The sequence below is a fragment of the Proteus sp. G4415 genome, assembly GCF_963896075.1.
Classification (GTDB): Bacteria; Pseudomonadota; Gammaproteobacteria; order Enterobacterales; family Enterobacteriaceae; genus Proteus; species Proteus mirabilis.
The window spans coordinates 1-18309 of sequence record NZ_CAWQOK010000144.1; the positions used below are offsets into that span (position 1 = coordinate 1).

General features: G+C 39.2%; 15 protein-coding genes. 6 read left to right on the top strand and 9 right to left on the bottom strand.

What is annotated here, in order from left to right; translation table 11 throughout:
• Positions 1 to 135 precede the first annotated feature (135 nt).
• Complete coding sequence (locus AACU95_RS15465; RefSeq protein WP_004245634.1) at positions 136 to 1872, top strand: pyridoxal phosphate-dependent decarboxylase family protein; 1737 nt, start codon at positions 136 to 138, stop codon at positions 1870 to 1872.
• A gap of 86 nt (positions 1873 to 1958) precedes the next feature.
• Here AACU95_RS15465 and AACU95_RS15470 read toward each other — a convergent pair whose 3' ends face one another.
• The 3 genes from AACU95_RS15470 to AACU95_RS15480 form a co-directional block, all read right to left on the bottom strand.
• The gene (locus tag AACU95_RS15470) at positions 1959 to 2225 is read right to left on the bottom strand and encodes a DksA/TraR family C4-type zinc finger protein (RefSeq protein ID WP_036932443.1); all 267 of its coding nucleotides are present in this window, start codon (positions 2223 to 2225) and stop codon (positions 1959 to 1961) included.
• Between the two features lie 220 nt (positions 2226 to 2445).
• A complete protein-coding gene (pyk, locus tag AACU95_RS15475) occupies positions 2446 to 3897 on the bottom strand; it encodes a pyruvate kinase (RefSeq protein ID WP_161737107.1) in 1452 nt (483 codons plus the stop codon).
• Between the two features lie 62 nt (positions 3898 to 3959).
• Positions 3960 to 5297 carry an MFS transporter gene (locus AACU95_RS15480; protein WP_004245631.1) on the bottom strand — a complete coding sequence of 446 codons (1338 nt, stop codon included), beginning with the start codon at positions 5295 to 5297 and terminating at the stop codon, positions 3960 to 3962.
• 312 nt (positions 5298 to 5609) lie between these two features.
• On the opposite strand from AACU95_RS15480, the gene AACU95_RS15485 reads away from it, so the two are divergent.
• The 3 genes from AACU95_RS15485 to AACU95_RS15495 are packed head-to-tail and all read left to right on the top strand — an operon-like array spanning position 5610 to position 10584.
• Positions 5610 to 6896 carry an ABC transporter substrate-binding protein gene (locus AACU95_RS15485; RefSeq protein WP_004245630.1) on the top strand — a complete coding sequence of 429 codons (1287 nt, stop codon included), beginning with the start codon at positions 5610 to 5612 and terminating at the stop codon, positions 6894 to 6896.
• 57 nt (positions 6897 to 6953) lie between these two features.
• A complete protein-coding gene (locus AACU95_RS15490; protein WP_004250191.1) occupies positions 6954 to 9329 on the top strand; it encodes an ATP-binding protein in 2376 nt (791 codons plus the stop codon).
• Positions 9307 to 10584: a sigma-54-dependent transcriptional regulator gene (locus AACU95_RS15495; RefSeq protein WP_004245628.1), complete on the top strand. Its 1278-nt coding sequence runs from the start codon at positions 9307 to 9309 to the stop codon at positions 10582 to 10584. Before AACU95_RS15490 ends, AACU95_RS15495 begins: the two co-directional genes overlap by 23 nt.
• 43 nt (positions 10585 to 10627) lie before the next feature.
• Here the strand turns inward: AACU95_RS15495 and dhaM are convergent, their stop codons facing one another.
• The 4 genes from dhaM to AACU95_RS15515 all read right to left on the bottom strand — a co-directional run bounded on the left by dhaM (position 10628) and on the right by AACU95_RS15515 (position 14392).
• Positions 10628 to 12076: a dihydroxyacetone kinase phosphoryl donor subunit DhaM gene (dhaM, locus tag AACU95_RS15500; protein WP_004250192.1), complete on the bottom strand. Its 1449-nt coding sequence runs from the start codon at positions 12074 to 12076 to the stop codon at positions 10628 to 10630.
• 31 nt (positions 12077 to 12107) lie between these two features.
• Positions 12108 to 12740 (bottom strand): dihydroxyacetone kinase subunit DhaL, encoded by a 633-nt coding sequence (dhaL, locus tag AACU95_RS15505; protein ID WP_004249430.1) that lies wholly within the window; start codon positions 12738 to 12740, stop codon positions 12108 to 12110.
• A 32-nt stretch (positions 12741 to 12772) separates the two neighbouring features.
• Complete coding sequence (gene dhaK, locus AACU95_RS15510; RefSeq protein WP_004245625.1) at positions 12773 to 13837, bottom strand: dihydroxyacetone kinase subunit DhaK; 1065 nt, start codon at positions 13835 to 13837, stop codon at positions 12773 to 12775.
• 294 nt (positions 13838 to 14131) lie between these two features.
• Positions 14132 to 14392 carry an ogr/Delta-like zinc finger family protein gene (locus tag AACU95_RS15515; protein WP_004245624.1) on the bottom strand — a complete coding sequence of 87 codons (261 nt, stop codon included), beginning with the start codon at positions 14390 to 14392 and terminating at the stop codon, positions 14132 to 14134.
• Positions 14393 to 14898: 506 nt separating this feature from the next.
• On the opposite strand from AACU95_RS15515, the gene AACU95_RS15520 reads away from it, so the two are divergent.
• Entirely contained in the window at positions 14899 to 15189 is a 291-nt protein-coding gene (locus tag AACU95_RS15520) for a phage holin family protein (protein WP_004249433.1), read from the top strand.
• Positions 15190 to 15455: 266 nt separating this feature from the next.
• Here the strand turns inward: AACU95_RS15520 and tet(J) are convergent, their stop codons facing one another.
• Entirely contained in the window at positions 15456 to 16652 is a 1197-nt protein-coding gene (gene tet(J), locus AACU95_RS15525; protein ID WP_161737108.1) for a tetracycline efflux MFS transporter Tet(J), read from the bottom strand.
• A 90-nt stretch (positions 16653 to 16742) separates the two neighbouring features.
• Here tet(J) and tetR(J) point away from each other — a divergent pair, with 90 nt between their 5' ends.
• Positions 16743 to 17366 carry a tetracycline resistance transcriptional repressor TetR(J) gene (gene tetR(J) / locus AACU95_RS15530; protein WP_036895588.1) on the top strand — a complete coding sequence of 208 codons (624 nt, stop codon included), beginning with the start codon at positions 16743 to 16745 and terminating at the stop codon, positions 17364 to 17366.
• On the opposite strand, the gene AACU95_RS15535 is transcribed toward tetR(J), so the two are convergent.
• Positions 17360 to 18307, bottom strand: coding sequence for a sugar kinase (locus tag AACU95_RS15535; protein ID WP_141192394.1), 948 nt, complete (start codon positions 18305 to 18307; stop codon positions 17360 to 17362). The genes tetR(J) and AACU95_RS15535 overlap by 7 nt on opposite strands.
• Positions 18308 to 18309: the final 2 nt, after the last annotated feature.

Sequence of the window (18309 nt, forward strand, 5' to 3'; positions counted from 1 at the left end):
AAATAAAATAAATTATTAGTTAACTATTTAAATAACAACTGTTATATATAGATCACTAACTATTTTAATAAGAAAATGTATAGTATTGCTATTCAGTTTATTTAAGCTATTGTCGGTTTTTATTTGGAGAATATAGTGAAAAGTCAAGATTTGTTGGGTTTATCTTCTGCTAACATTCTAAATGCTGAATTTGAGAAGAAGTACCGTGATGTTATTGCTCACTTTTTCAGCCGTGATCCGCAGTATTGGCCGATATTTCAGGATAAAACCATTCAGTCTATTACACAGTTTAGAAAGACCATGACGAATGATAAGGATCAATTACAGCGTTATGAGAATGGGCAGGCGTTATTTGACCGTTTAATGGCTGATGGGCAGATCCAGCAACATATTAATTACCCAGAGAATGATCCTAACGAGTTACTCATGTTAGTGTCGACGTTATGCAAAAACTGGGAAAATCCATTAGCGGTTGAAAATGTCATTGCGATGCCAAGCGATCCGGGTGTTTATGGCTCAATATTAGGATTAATGGGCAATCCTAATATGGTTTATTGTGAATACTCAGGTGTTGCTGACGTTTTAGAAAAAGTCACCATTAAAAAAGTAGCTAAATTAGTAGGGTACGATCCCGAAGTTGCCTCTGGGGTTTTCACCCAAGGTGGCACCATGTGTAACTTATATGGTTATCTATTTGGTTTACGTAAATCAATGCCTAATTCTAAACATTTAGGCATGGCAGCCGATCAGGATTATCGTATTATTAACTCTCAAGGGGGTCATTATTCTAATATGACCAACTTGGCGCTATTAGGAGTTGATGTTAATAACAAGACTATCCGCATTAAGGTGTCCGAAGATAATACGATTAATTTGGAACACTTAGAGCGTGAATTAAGAGCTTGTTTTACTGTTAAGTGTAAAGTACCAACTATTATGCTGACGACAGGGACGACGGACACCTTTGGCGTTGATGATGTTAAAGGCGTTTGCGAATTAAGAGATCGTCTGTGTGAAGAATTTGAAATCGCGGTTAAACCACATATTCACGTCGATGCAGCAGTAGGTTGGCCAATTATTTTCTTCTTAGATTATGATTTTAATAGCAACCCTCTGGCTATCAACGATATTACTTTAGAAGGTTTACGCCAAAATGTGGCGAAATTTAAACATCTAAAATATGCTGATTCAATTACTATCGATTTCCATAAGTGGGGATATGTACCTTATACCTCAAGTTTAGTGTTAGTGAAAAATGGTAATGACTTTGTTGCCCTTGAAAATGATCCGGAAAACTTCACTTACTTTGAACATGAATTAGAAGGTCAAACCCATTTACAATCAACTATTGAATGTACACGTAGTGGGGTTGGTATTTTTGGGGCTTATTCTGCAATGCATTATATGGGGATTGAAGGCTATCAAACCATCATTGCCCATTGCCTACAAAACGCGAACTATATGCGCCATCAATTACTTGCTATGGGGAATGCCAAAGTCATAGTGCCTCAAAACCAAGGCCCAAGTGTTGGGTTTAAATTATATGATCCAAACTTAGTCTCTGATCCTAATGTTGCCTTTGATCTAGAATCAACCTGTGCGACAGATAAAGAAGCCTATGACTTTATGGTACATAATGCACAATGGCATAGAAAATTATTCTTACAACGGGGTAAAAAGGGATTATTTACCAACTGGGTTGATTCTATTGCTTGCTCTAAGTATGCAAAAAATAATCGCTATGTTTATATTCCGGGGGAAAAAGCTGTCTTTATGAACCCGAATACGGAACGTTCCCATATTGATAATTTCTTAAAGATAATTACTGAAATGAGCCATAGTTTAAGTGCTAAGAAAGTCAGCAAAATTTAACTCGTGAGTTGATTGAATAAAATAAACTGTACCTTGATTGAGTAAGCTTACATAAGGTACAGTTTTTTGTATAAGAAGTGTGCTCATTATCTGAGTTGGCTATCTTTACTACCACGGCGATTATAGCCACTAAAGGTATTATATTTTTTATCTATCATTTCTTGGCAGTTAATACAATAGCGAACCCCTCGAATCGCTTTTTGCCGAGCCAATGGAATTGCTTCACCACACTCATCACAAAACTCAGCACTTTCTCCCTGAGTCATTTGGTTACGCGCTCTTGCAATGGCATCATCAATAGTGGCATCAATTTGTTCTTGAACAGCACTATCATTTGCCCATCCACTTGCCATCATATTCTCCTATTAATACAGTGAATATAGGAATTAATATTGGGATGCTGTCGAAAAAAACAACAGCTAGGAGCACTATTTTTTAATAGATAATGATGGTTAGGTGCATTAAAAAGAAAAATAGCCACGTTCCATGTGGCTAAAATAATTGGCTATACTGTTTTTCTTGTTATTGGCCTCTTCAGGTTGCCTCTCTCATAAGCTATTTGATAACAGACAATTAAGTTAAAGCTGTTGTAACTTGTTTTACCGGAACCAGATGACAACAGTCACTTTCACCGGTTTTTTCAAAGGTCGATAAACGGGTGATTAAGAGTGAGTGAATATCTGTTAATAATCCTTCTGTTTGCAGTTTTTGCATGATGTTTTCATCACCATCATTATTATTTTGACGTTGATAAGTGACAGGCGTTACACCACGTAATACAGTCAACTGACCAGCAAGTGCGGGGTTATCTGTTAATGCATAAATATTGTTATTTGGCATAAAGCGCGATAGAAGCGTGACTGATTGACCATTGTCAGTTAAAGCAGCAACGCTCAGATGTTTATCATTATGAAAAGCTGCTGTGGTCGCCGCTAAAGCAATCCAACGGCCTGTTTGTGAATAGTAAGAAGGGGATTGCCATGGGTTTTCGGCATTGGCGGCAAAAGAGCGCTCTGCACCTTCTGCAACACGAGCCATTGCACGAACGGCTTCTTCAGGATATTTACCTGCAGCTGTTTCTGCAGAAAGCATCACCGCATCTGTGCCATCACCTACTGCATTAGCGATATCCATCACCTCCGCACGGGTAGGCATTGGATTTTCAATCATGGACTCCACCATTTGGGTGGCTGTAATAACTGGGCAACCTAGAGCACGACAACGAGCAATTAACTGTTTTTGTGCACCAGGAAGACAGGCATCGCCAATTTCAACCGCTAAGTCCCCTCGCGCTACCATAATGACATCCGATGCTTGAATAATGTCATCCATATTGGCTTGACATGAAACGACTTCTGCACGCTCTACTTTGGCAACAATTTTTGCCTGACTGCCAGCAGCAACAATTAAACGACGGGCATATTCAATATCTGCACCATTACGAGGGAAAGAAACGGCTATATAATCTGCTTGAATAGCGGCTGCTGTGTGTATGTCTTGCTTATCTTTGTCCGTTAAGGCTGGTGCGGATAAACCGCCGCCGAGTAAATTAATTCCCTTACGGTTAGATAATTTTCCACCGACAGTGACCACTGTCTCAATATTATTATTATTTACTGCACGGACTTTTAATTGGATATTACCGTCGTCAAGTAACAGAATATTCCCTGGTGTGACTTCTTGTACAAGTTGTGGGTAATCTAACCCCACTTGTTGTTCATCGCCTTGTGTGCTGTCTAAATCTGCATTGAGGATAAAACTATCCCCTTGTGTTAATTGAATAGCATTATTTTTAAAACTCGCTATACGGATCTTAGGGCCTTGCAGATCAGCTAAAATGCCGATAAATACACGATGTTTTTTTGCGACCTGACGGATAGTTGCGGCTGTGGACTGATGCTGTTCGCGAGTACCATGTGAAAAATTTAAACGAAATACATTAGCGCCAGCTAAAATCAGTTTTTCAATCATCTGTTCTGAGCAACTAGCAGGGCCAAGAGTCGCAACAATTTTTGTCTTACGCATAGTGACATTCTCTTTTTTAAAGAGGGATACTGAAAAGTATCCCTTGATAACAACTTAATTTATTAATCCATGGTGACTTTTTTCGCATTCCAGACCAGCGTAGCTAAGATCATGGACACGATGGCAGAACCAATCCAGAAATACTGTACCGTTGTGAAATCATAGTGAGTGATATCACCGACTTGCGTGACTTTGATCAGCGAGGCAGAAACAAGCTCTTGAGCAGATGCGGCAATATAAGCAAAAAGTCCGATAAAGCCTTTTACTGCACCTACTGCGTTTTTTGGCATCAGATCGCAAGCCGTTAAGCCCGCCAAGAACACCACCAGTCCGCCCATAGCAAAACCAATCATACTTAATGCAATGGCATCCATAACACGGCTTTGTGGTCCCCAGAACATGAGGGCGAAACCGGCAATATTGGCGATACCATAAATAAGTGTTGGGATATGACGATTAGCATTAAATAGTTTGTCAGAGGCCATACCGGCTAAGATGGCGCCAAAGAAGCCCGCAATAGGGTAAGTTGACATAGCAAAGCCAGCATCAATCAGTGAATAGCCTTTTGAGCCTTGTAGATAAAGCACCGCCCATGAACTGATTGCGTAGCGTGAAATATACATGGCAGCGCAAGCTGCAGCGATGATCCATACGGTAGGTTGTTTTAGGACAAATAATTGAGCACGGCGAGTTTCTTTTGGATCACTTGATTTAACGGCTTCTGACTCTTCACCATACGCACTGGCAGGATCAGGTAGACCATAAGTACGAGGACGATCTTTTAAGATCATCAGTAAGATGATACCTGCTGCAATACCCGCGATACCTGCACCGATAAAACCGGCACGCCAGCCAAAGAAACTCACTATGGTCGCAGTTAATATCCAAGTGATTGCTTCACCGATATTACGTGAGCCACCCCAGATAGAATAGACTGTACCGCGCTGTTTCGGAGAAAACCATTGGAAAATAGACACACAAGAAGGGGCAGATCCTACCGATTGGAACCAACCATTAATTCCCCACAATAAGATGAAGAATAGGCTCGCAGTCGACATTCCCATAAAGATACAAACAAAAGAGGACGCAATCAGCGAAATGGACATAAAGCGGCCAATATTGGCATAATCCGACAAGAAGCCATTGGAAAACTTACCAAAGGCATAGGTAAAGAAGAACGCCGACCCCATTAAACCCAGTTCTGCAGTGGTCACAATACCGGCATCTAGCATCGGCTTTTTAACGACACCAAGTGCCATACGTACCACATAGAACATGGCATAACCTAGTACTAGCCCAAGAAAAACCTGCCACTGATATTTTTTATATATTGAGCGGATCTTTTCATTGGACGCTTCGATTAGCGGCAGATCCTTTCTGGTTTTAAAGAAACTTAACATAGAGATGACTCCGAATATTATTCATGCCTGAAGCTGATTTTGTTTTTCAGGGCAGATGCTATTCATTTAGGCCATCAGAGGGCAAAAGCGCTAATTTGAGTCAGAGCTGACACATTCTGCTGAATCGGTGAGTCAAATTTGTAACATTGCTATTAGGTGTTGGACTAAAAATGAGTGAATATATCGTCGTATCATCATCGAAAATGGGTCATTAAGGACTCATTCACTGAAAATAATAAATATTGCTAAATATCAGAAATTTGATGCTCAACACATTTTTAGGTTTATTCAACACAAAATCAGGGGTATGTCATGAGAATAAAAATAATCTTTAGCCTCATACTATTATTTAGTTGGCTGTTTATCACTCCAGCAAAAAGTGATGAGCAGCCATTGGTTATACTGACGACACTTTCAGATACACCCATGCGACCACTTACCGAAGCTTTTAGTGCTCGTTATCCTGAAACTAAGGTACAAGTGGTTTATCGGCGTGTTGCGATCGCTACACGGATGATGAAGCAGTATCCTACGCAACCTGTTGATATAGTGATGTCCTCTTCGGCTAATTTTTTTCATCATTTAGATAGAGAAGGACTACTCGCGCGCTTACCGATTAACTATGAAACACCAAAATGGCTAACTCGTCATAGTGATATCTTAAATGACAAAATAACCACGGTGGGTTATTCAGGTATTGGGATCATGAGTAACAGACAATACTTGCAAAAGTTAGGTATTCCGGCACCTAAAAGTTGGATTGATTTAAGTGATCCGATTTACCAAGGGCACTTAACTATGACGACACCAGCCAACTCTGGCACGATGCAACTGATGGTTGAAAATGTGCTGCAAGAATATGGTTGGGAGCGCGGATGGCAAATTTTACTAGAAACCAGTGGTAACCTTTCTTCGATATCGGCACGTAGTTCACGAGTGAGTGACGCTATTGCCAGAGGTATTGTGGGGGCGGGGCCTATTATTGATAATTACGCTTTTAACCACCAAAAACGCTTTGATTTTGTTGATTTTAGTTATTTTGATAAATCAATTATTTTACCTGCTTATGTCGCTATTGTGGCTGAAAGCAGTAAAAGAGATACTGCGGCCAAATTTATCGCCTTTCTTTTATCGGATGAAGGACAAGAGATTATCTATAAAAGTGATATGGCGAAGATCCCCCTCAGCAAAGAAATTTTACGTAATAATGATGAGCTTGCTAATAATACTGAGTTTATTTTAAACAGTAATGAAGCTTATCGCCGTAGCGAAGTGGTCAATGTTCTTTTTGATCAAATGATCACCCATAATTTTCCATTAATGCGCCAAGTTTGGAATGAGATCCACGAGGCAGAAAAACAACAAAATCGATCACCAGAACGGATCGCAGCAACCAATCAAGCCCGAAAAATAGCCAGTTCAGTACTAATTAGCGAAAAAGAAGCTAATTCACCGACATTACAAGCCTTATTTATGAAAGAAGCCGATCAGCGGGAATATTCAGATCAAGCGTTAGCCGTATTGTACCAATGGCGTACATTAGAAGCGGAAAAACTTGAACAAGCATTAGTTTTATTGAAAGAAACTAAATCTCCCTAACCGCCTTGTGGTTCAGATATACAGTTGAAAATACTGTTTTTTTGAAAGGTATGATGGATGCAGATATTAATGCCTAAGCAATCGGGCAAACTCGGTAGACGCCTTTATTTGGCGTTTATCTTTAGTTCGTTACTCACTTTATTGATTGGTGGGGTGATATTTTTTATGTGGGGAAAATTAGCCACTCAAATCAATGCGTCTGTTGGTGACTCCTTACCTATGTTAACCACCAGCTATAATATGGAGCGTTACAGCACTAATTTACAGATGCTATTAAAAGAGCGTGAACAAACACAACGTAAATCAGTTTCAGAACAACAAAAACAGCAGATTTATCAACTATTAGATAATCTGCGCGAGTTTCCGATTGAGCAACAATCACAACGCACTTTTTATAATCAATTAGTGGATGACTTATCAAACTTAATTGAGCAGCAAGATATTTTATTAGATAAACGTCGTGAACTCGAAAATAGGTTAGCACAGCTTTTAGGTCAATTGGCTTGGATGCATGATGCGGTAGGTGAAGATATTAAGCCTCTACTTAATGAAATTGAGTGGCATGTCAGCCAAATGCTTAATGAAAAAAATGTACAGGAAAATAGCTTACAACTGCTTTTAGAATCAACGTTACTTCAAGAGTTATTCACTACAGAAAATGAATTAATTAGCTTAGTGGAAGAAATTGCACATCAACGCTATAGCCGTGATATTGATGTCGCATTTCACTATATAAGTGTCAAAATTGATGAAATTATCGCTTTAAATCAAAAATTAAAAAGCTATCCTTCTACCATTGCTCATCGCCAAGTATTGCAAGAAATTATTGCGATCACTCGTTTTGACGGTGATATCTATCAAACATTGATTGATGATGTCGAAACCGAAAAAAAACTTAAAGCACTTACTCCTAAATTAAATGAAAAATTATCTCAGTTTGATAATGCAGTAAGAAGTAATGTGCTTGCCACCAGTGAAGCATTGAATAAGCTCAATGATAATACGCGACAACTGATGGCAACGGGAAAAATTGTCATTATCTTAATTGTCGTTGCTTCACTATTGCTCAGCATTATTGTCATGAAAATCTTAATAGATAGGCGACTGATTGCTAGATTAAATAAGTTGAGTGATGATCTCGCCCATGTTGCTAAAGGTCATTTAACAGAGCCTGTATTAATTGAAGGGCAAGATGAAATTGGATTATTAAGTCGCCGTTTGCGGCGCTTTTGGCGTCAAATGAAAGAAGTTGAAGCCACGAATGCCCTGAATCTGATTAATAATACCGATGCCAGTTTAATTACTTGTCATCATGATGGACGTATGGAAACCGTCAATCCCAGTGCTGCTACTTTATTAGGTATTGGTCATGAACAGAGCAATAAACCATTATGGTTATTATTTAGTGGTGAAGCCAATACGATATTAAGAGCGCAGTTTAGTCCCACAAGTCCGCTTTATTTGTTTGGGCAAAGTGAGTCTATTGTGAGCATGGTAAAACAAGGAAAGCCTCATTTTCTGCAATTTAATATTCGCGAATATCCTCATAAAGACGAGCATAAATATATTGTGACGATCACGGATATTACTCGCCAAGAATTAAGTCGATTAGAATTAAAACATCTTGTGGCATTAAAAACCCAAGATTTACAAGAAAAGAACCAACAATTAAATGAAGAGATTGTGCGTCGTGAACAAGCACAAAAACACTTAATTCAGACACAAGAAGAGTTAGTGCAAGCGGCCAAAATGGCAGTAGTAGGACAGGCAATGACCAGTCTTGCTCATGAATTAAATCAACCGCTTTCAGCCATTAATACCTACTTATATAGCGTTAAATTAACACTACAGATGGAGAAATATGACCAACTTCCTGATCCCATTGAGCGTATTGAAAAATTATGTGCTCGTATGAATAGGATCATTACGGCATTACGTAATTTTTCTAAAAAATCCTCATCTGAAGTTAGCTATGTTTCAGCGCCGTTACAAGGGCTGGTGGAAAGTGCCATGGTATTAGTGGAATCGCGCTCTAAACGAGAGCAGTGCACCATTATCAATAATATCCCCAGTGAACTGAATATTTGTGCTGATCCAACACAAATAGAGCAGGTCTTAGTTAACCTGTTTGTTAATGCAATGGATGCAGTCGCAGGAATGGGCGAAAGTCAGATCAGCGTCGACCTATTATCGGATGAAGCTAAATATCAACGAGTGGCCATTACCGATAGTGGCAAAGGATTTAATGCTGATGTTTTACCAAAATTATTCACCCCTTTTACCACCACCAAAGATGTTGGGCTAGGGTTAGGGCTATCGATTTGCCGTTCTATTATGCAACGGTTTGGTTATGAAATTTACTTAGCATCGGCATTAAATGGCGGTGCGATGGTTGTTTTGGAGTTTACTCATGACACAGTCACTGCTGTCTGATATTGATGTACTATTAATTGATGATGATGAGGATATTCTCGAATCTTATCGTCATTTGCTTAATCTTGCCGGAATGGTTGCCAGAGTGACTGATTCGCCAGAAAAAGCATTGAGTCTGCTGACACCAGAATATGAAGGTGCGGTAGTGTTAGATATTTACATGCCTGCGATGAATGGCATGGAAGTCTTAGCGCGTATTCAACAAATTGATCCTCGTATTCCGGTGATTATGATCACCGGCCACGGTGATATACCCCTTGCTGTAGAGGCCGTTAAAAAAGGCGCTTATGATTTTATTGAAAAGCCCATTAATCCACCGCTATTTTTAGAGTTAGTTGCTAAAGCGCATAAAGAGCGAAAATCACTTCTTTCACTTAGAAAAACGATGATCACCACCACTCAAGAGCGTCTAGTTGGCGATAGTGCACAAATTACCGCCATTAGACAGCAAGTACAGCAAATTGCTGATATTGATAAAGACTTAATGATTGAAGGTGAGATGGGGACAGGGCGACATCTACTCGCTCAGTTATTACATGAATTAAGTCCTCACAGCGATAAAGCGGTGACTACGGTAGATTGTCAAAATTTAGTAGATATTAAGCCACTGATTGCTCAAATAGAGCAAGAGGAAGTCGGCACACTTATTTTACGCTCCCCTTATGATTTACCTTCTGGTGCACAACGTTGGTTAAGTGCTTACCTATTAGATATGGAAAGGCAGGGTAAGCGCCAATTTAGAACGATCGCGATTTTAGAAAATAATACCCAGCAATTAGTCACTGAAGGGCGATTGATACCTGAGTTCTATTACTACTTTTCGCAAATAACTTTTTCTTTGCCACCATTAAGCGCAAGACGCCCGGATATTATTCCTCTATTTAGAGCCTTTTTACGGCAAAGTGCTCAGCGGCTTGGGATCGCCGTACCAAAAATTGATCGTAATTATCTCGATATATTAAAACGTTATGATTGGCCTGGAAACATTCGTGAGCTACGGAATGTCGCTGAACTCTATGCTGTTGGTATTGTGAAAATGGTTGATAGTGAGCAACATCGTGCCATTATCCCCCCTGAAGGGCCTTTAGATAACTTAGTTGATGATTATGAGCGTCGCTTAATTGAAGATGCACTCTATTTATTTGCTGGCCGTGTGAGCGATGTGGCTGATTATTTAGGTATCCCACGTAAAAAACTCTATTTACGCATGAAAAAGCATGAACTGGATAAAGAGAGTTATAAACCTAAGGTTTGATAGTTATCAATAAGCGCCATTTGGCGCTTATTGCATTAGCACATTAATTTATTGATCCAATAATTAATTCACTACTCTTGAGATCAAGGGTTAATTCTTGTGCTTCTTTTATTTTTAATAATCCATCACCTAAATGAACTAACATAGGTAGCCCCATCTGCGTGGCGATAATGGCACTGTGAGAACAACTATCCCCTTCAGCTAAGGTAATGGCTAATAATTGAGTTGCATCAAACTGAATTAATGTCGAGGGGAATAACTCTTTAGCCACTAAAATAGAGGGTTGTGATGGGGTAAATTTAGGAGGCGTTTTCTGTTGTAAATGGTAAAGAACTTGATTGCGCAGATCACGAAGATCTAACTCCCGTGCTCTCAAATAAGGATCACTGAGAGTACGGTAGAGTTGGATACGTTCTTTCATTTCATTCGTCCAACTCTGCTGAGCGCTAACGTTATCTGTTTTAATACGATCGATAACATTGGTGAGTAATTCTTCATCATCCAGCATCATGATATGGCCGTTAAAAATAGCGCCTATTTGTTCACCTAATGTGTGATTGGCTTTTTCAGCATAGTGCTTCAAATCATTGAGTGTATCTTTTATCGCTTGATTAAATTGCTCAATTTGTATTGTGCTATCGAGTGGTGCAGATAAATTTTCAATAGGAGCTAATTCTAGCTCATGCCAAATAAAAGCCGGTCCCTTGATGGGGGAAGCGGGTACGAGAGTACCGGTTAAACTTTGCTCCGTGAGTTCATCCGGTAATGCTTCGCCAAAACCTTGTTTAGCCAGTGCTAAAAAGGCATCAATAGCCTCATTTTCTTGTTCTCCTGAAGCAATTAAGGTTATTTCATCACCTTGACGAATTTGAATAAGAGAAAGTTGATTTAAACTAAGGGGATTAATGCGTCTATCTCCCTTAATTAATTGATAGTCAGCACGAAATTTTGACAGTAGCTCAACCAGTGTCGCTGCAGGTCTAACGTGTAAACCATGAGGATTTTTTACCACCCAATGAGCTTCTTTGCCGTGCATTTGAATAGAAGGCGTGACATCATTTGGCTCTGAGCCACCCATGTTTTCACCCAATTGCATCTTTTTAGGGGTTAGTGCATGGTTGGCTTCTTCGAGAACCTTTTCTAAGCTAGCTCCGGATGACGCTGCGACAACAGCGGCTAATGTTCCTTCTACCAGTGGAGCTGAGCATAGTGTCACTTTTTGCGCTAATTCTGTATCAAGCAGTTCAATTGCTGTCTCTGTACTGAGTATGGCACTACCTAAATCCATCATAACAATAATGGCATCAGCTTCGGCTAGCGATTCAATCGCCGTCATAATTTTAACAGCGTCAGTACCAATAGGGTGCGCTTCATCATCAACACCTGCGGCAATGGCTAATCGGCAATGCGTTGGGTTAAGCATTTGATTCGCCAACGCCTCAATACCCTCAGCAAGATGTTTACTATGAGAAACAATCACGATATTAATCATGGCAGACCTCTCTTGATTATATTGTGAATGATTATGCGTGGATAGCATTAGACAGCGCTTGGAGGATCAATACCACAGAGGCACTGCCGGGATCTTTATGTCCTATACTGCGCTCACCAAGATAACTGGCACGGCCTTTTTTCGCTTGCATAGGAATAGTTTCCTCCGCCGCTTTTTCTGCAACTTTCAGTGCATTATCAATAGCATCTTCTATAGATAAACTTTGGTCATTCGCATGCTTTAAACTATCAACCACAGGCCACCAAACATCACACATAGTTTTATCATTTGGTTGTGCTTTACCGCGACTGACAATGCCATCAACACCTTCTTTAGTCATTTCATAAAGTTGATTTACATCGAGACTTTGTAATGATGCGGTGGGCTTAGCGGCACGAATAAAGAAGGTGCCAAAAAGAGGACCGCTGGCACCACCAATATTAGACAGTAATGTCATACCGGTATTTTTAAGGATAAAACCAATATCTTTATCGGCAAATTCAGGTAATTTCTCCGCTACCTTTTTGAAGCCTCTATTCATATTTAAGCCGTGGTCAGCATCGCCAATTTCACGGTCAAGATCGGTGAGATAGTCACTGTTTTGTTCAAAAAGTTGAGCGCATTGTTGTAGCCAAAGAATAATTTGATGATGAGTTAATACCATTTTCTGATCCTTAGTTATCGTTATAGGAAAACTTATTTTGTCATCGCAGGTGTAGCAACGGGTGCATCCCACAAAGTAAGTAGCGCGTCATCTACTTTTAATAAGGTAATTGAGATCCCCGACATATCGAGCGATGTACAATAAGAGCCAATTAACGAACGTTCGATGTTAAGACCAAAGTTTTCACAGCACAGGGCAAGGCGATGATAAACACCATATAATTCAGAAAGGGGAGTGGCGCCAAGATTATTGACTAGGGCTATAACACGATCACCTGATTTTAGTGGCTGTTTTTCTTGTGTCTCTTCAATCCAATCACCATTGACTCGATCCCAACTGCGAATGGTGCGCTGATAGTGACCATTTTCAATTAGAGTATTAAACATGGCATCAACGGTATCATTTAATGAAGTAAATGGGCGACGGTCTATTCCTGGCTCTCCGTGGATCCCAACGCCAAATTCCATTTCATTTTCAGGGAGAGTAAAAGAGGGTTTTCCTGCAGCAGGTACGGTGCAAGCCTGTAGTGCAATACCAATAGAAAAACCATTATTATTAATTTGATGACCTAGCTTAACCAAATCATCGAGTGTATCGCCACGCTCAGCCGCCGCACCTAGTAATTTTTCCATTAATACGGTATTCGCTACACCACGACGACCGGCGGTATACAGACTATCTTTAACCGCAACATCATCATCAACTAATACCGTAGCAATTTTTACACCTTCATCATGTAGTAGCTCTGTCGCAGTTTCAAAATTGAGTACGTCACCGGTGTAGTTTTTAACGATCATTAATACACCTTCACCGCTATCAATTGCTTTTGCGCAATCGTACATTTTATCTGGGGTTGGTGAGGTAAAGATCTCACCAGGGCATGCCCCATCAAGCATGCCTTTTCCAACAAAACCGGCATGCATTGGCTCATGTCCACTGCCACCTCCAGATAAAAGGGCTACTTTACCTTTTACGGGGGCATCATGACGGGTGACATAAAAAGAAGAGGGATGGAGATTGATTTCAGGGTGGGCTTTAGCAAAACCTTGCAGTTGTTCTGATAAAACATCATCAACACGATTAATAAGCTTTTTCATCTATATACTCCATTTGAAACTTGTATTGAAATTTTATGTAACAGAATGCTGTTACATAAGATTTCGACAAATTCTGATTAAAGGAATGACTCATTTTATGGCTTTTTTAATCAAAACCGCGTTCTGTGGTTGTTGAATTGCTATGTTGCTTTAATAAGCGATATAAGAATATTTCTGTTGGATTAAATTAAATCTACATCATTTATGGTTATATAAGAACCAGTTAACTTATTTACCTGCCAGAATGGGAGCAGGATCATAAAATCAAGGCAAAATAGAGTAAGTAAAAAAGCGTTATATCTCTTGTAACAAGGTTAAGGCTTTTTCTCGTTGCTGTGGCGAGAGATTTTTTATCATTGCTAATAAAAGGGCATCTTGTTTTTTGGCGCTGGGACTTAGAGTATGACTAAAGGTAAGATTTAGCACAAAGGTATGCCCACAAAGCGGATCACGGCAGGCACAGTAAAGATCTGTTAACTCTTTATGCTTGCGATTACTTTTCTTTATCATCGCTTTTTCACCACATTCAGGACAGTAAATTGTTAAAACACGCATGGTATTTTCTCTTTATTATCAACCTATCACCACCTTCTATATTAGCCTAAGTTTGTACAATCACCAGTAATATTATTGTTTTTTTGTATTTTAATTTGTTGTTAACTGATTTTTATCATGAAAAACAAGTTTATTTGTTTATTTAACTAAAAATAATTCGGTTAACCTCGGTTAAACACCATTAACCGACAATAACCGAACAAAGTTACTAGTATAAAATACAAAATTTATAGATAATGATTTCACGTTAAACCTACATGTGGAGATACAACGTATTGAATTTAGATATTATTTAATTTGTTGTAATGACTAATATGTGGAGAAAAATAGGTAATGGATAACCTATTACAAATTAACAAGGAAGTGGGCAAGGATAGTACAAAAGGACGTTGTATTTATCCTTGAGCAAAAGGATCTTGCATATTCCATACAGATTATCTGATTGATACTAGGAGGTGAGGGTTCTTTTTACGGCTAAATACTGTAAGCGAATGCGAGGTATATTCATGGATGAATATGATCACACACTAGTATCATTGGTAGTTGTTGGCGCTTTTATTGCATTAGGGAAGATGCTAGTTGCTAATGAAGTTATCACATTACGACTATTTATTGGCAGGATCATCCTAGGATCAGCGGTTTCTGTTGTGGCAGGTGCTCTGTTGATTTTATGGCCGGGTATTCATCCTATTGCGGTTATGGGGATCGGCTCTGCCCTGGGGATCGCCGGTTATCAACTTGTCGAAATTTGGCTAAGGAAAAAAGGAAATGAGCTATTTTCACGGAAGAAAAACTAAGTGACCAATGATTAATTATCAATAATCAATAAGTTGAGCGTTATATTTGTATTTTATGATATTTGTGTGGTTTCGCATCATAGGGAATTAAGTGATATCCAATAGCGCTATTGATTGGTATGGATTGCAAGTAGCGTAAATTGGGTTGCTCAAGATGAGTATCGAGACTGCGCGACGTGGAGACAAGGAACGTTTATCACGATAAATGAAGATCAAGTCTGCAAGGAAGCCAGTCTTGATCTTCAACCTGTTTAATGACAAGTATGTTATGAGGGAAATTTTTTTAATATTGGTGATTTCTGTTTAAAATAACTGGCTACAAGTAACCCACTGTAAAGCATTGCACCAATAAACCACAATAAGCCATCCCAATATTCAACGCTGTAACTATAAATAAAAGAGAAGAGTAACGGGCCGACAATCCCAGTTATATTCGTTAGACTGACTAACGTTCCTTGTAATTGTCCTTGAACATGATGATCAACAGATTTTGATAAATATCCTTGTAAAGCAGGTTGTCCCATTCCTCCCGCAGCTAAACAGATTAAAGCGGGGAGCATAACCCAAACATGGCTTATCCAGGCTAATAATAAGCAACCAAATGCATCAATTGACATGCTAATGATAACTGTGTTGCGTTCTCCCCATTTTTGCGCCAGTTTTCCTGCGAGAACCGCTTGAAAAAAAATATGTAATACACCAAGAAATGCAAGAGATAAACCTACTTCAGTAGTGTGCCAAGCGAAACGAACTTGTGTGAATAGCACCCAAATAGTGGCCGGAATTTGCCCTATTAGTTGAATAATAAAATAGGCAATAAGCCAAAAAAAGAGACTCTTTTTAATAAAACCAGTGGCAGAGTGAGGCGCTGTATCCTGATTTAATGCGGATATTTCAGTCGATATTTTTGTGGTTTGAGTTTCTTGGAAACAAAGTAATGAAAATATAAATAATAACGAATGAGAAATAGCCGCAAAGATAAATGGCGTATGGGCGCTGATCTCACCCAGTAATCCCCCTAACATGGGGCCAATAATTAAACCCACACCAAATACACCACCCAAAAAACCGAAATAGCGTGTTCTTTCATGAGGATGAGTAACATCAGTCATTGCTGATGCGCATACAGCACCTGTGGCTCCTGTTATACCCGCAATAATGCGTCCAATGTAGAGCATCCATAATGAGGTAGAGCAAGCCATTAATAGGTAATCTAATGCCGCACCCAATAGCGAAAATAATAAAATAGGTTTTCTGCCATATTTATCTGATAATTTTCCTAAAATAGGTGCGAAGATCACCTGCATCGTCGCATAGAGTGCTAATAATATACCGTAATGATTGGCAAGTCTGTTTTCGCTCACAAACTCGTTTAATAGTGTTGGTAGTACTGGCATGATAAGGCCAATACCAATGGCATCTAATACTGTGACAAGCAGTATGATAATAATTGATTTATTCATAAGTATCCTAAAAATCTATCACTGATAGAGAGGTGAAAAATATCTCTATCAGTGATAGATTGTCAAGAATATTTTATTATGAGGACGCAAATGGCAAAATTAGATAAAGAACAGGTTATTGATAACGCATTGATTTTATTAAATGAAGTCGGTATGGAAGGGTTAACAACACGTAAGTTGGCACAAAAATTAGGGGTAGAGCAACCGACACTTTATTGGCATGTAAAGAATAAACGTGCGTTATTAGATGCTTTAGCTGAGACTATTTTACAAAAGCATCATCATCATGTTTTGCCATTAGCGAATGAAAGTTGGCAGGATTTTTTGCGTAATAACGCAAAAAGTTTTCGTCAGGCGCTATTAATGTATCGTGATGGTGGAAAGATCCATGCAGGCACACGACCATCAGCCAATCAATTTGAGACATCAGAGCAACAATTGCAATTTTTGTGCGATGCTGGCTTTACGTTAACGCAAGCTGTTTATGCATTAAGTTCCATCGCGCATTTTACACTTGGTTCAGTGCTTGAAACCCAAGAACATCAAGAGAGCCAAAAAGAGCGAGAAAAAGTGCCAAAAACAGAGATAAACTACCCACCATTATTAACGCAAGCTATTGATATTATGGATAGTGATAATGGTGAAGCTGCATTCCTTTTTGTGCTTGATGTGATGATTTCAGGGCTAGAAATAGTGCTAAATAATCATCATTGAATAGGCTGACGCCCCTTAGGGGCGATGAGTTGCCCTTGTCTATCTGCGATATTGATTTGCACAATACAGCCAGCATTAAAATGTAAATAATCCTCTTCAATGCCGTCTGAGAAAATAACACCATTTTCGGGCATTAAAGATCCTAATTGCAATGGAGAGTCCGGCTCAATCGTGCCAAAAGTTAAAGCGGTGCCTGTTGTTCTACTAGGAAATGGCTCTCTTACACTAAATTGTAATTTTTTATCACTCCAGCTAAACCCTTGTAAAAGAGGGTGTGATGCTTTTCCGGTGATGGCCATGGCTCCAGCAAGAATAGATTGAAACCACCCTGTAGAGCCAAGTCCCGTTGATACAATAATGCCTGATGAGGATTGCACTTCTTGAGAGTCTCCCCATTGTAAGATATAACGTGCGGAAGTGTGGCTTTTAGGGCCAATAAATAAGTCATTAACCGCTAACAGTGATTGACCATCATTGGTTTTTGCTTGTGCAAAAGTGACCGAATTAAAAGGCATTTTGTGATTTATTGTATTAATTATAATCTCTTTCAATTGCCCTATATCAAAGGGCAAGAGCTTACCATCCCATCTTGAAGGATCTGGATTGATGGCAATAACGGGTTGTTGATTAAGATATTTCAGAGTATTAGCGACGAGGCCATCTTGACCTATTACCACTACAATATCATGAGAGGAAAATTGATAACTAGGCAATAATCCTCTTTCCAAGAGCTGAAAACGTCCAAATGATTTTAAAATAAGCTCAGCTTCTGTGAGTTGTTTTTGATAGAGATTATGTTCATTAAGATAATCTGTTACCTCAACATGGTTATGTTCTAAATAGAATTTGGCTTGTGACCAAGTGTTAAAACGCTCAATTAATTCTTGTAGGCGACTTTTTCGCATCACTAATATGAAACGAAAATCGGTATTATTTTTCATAG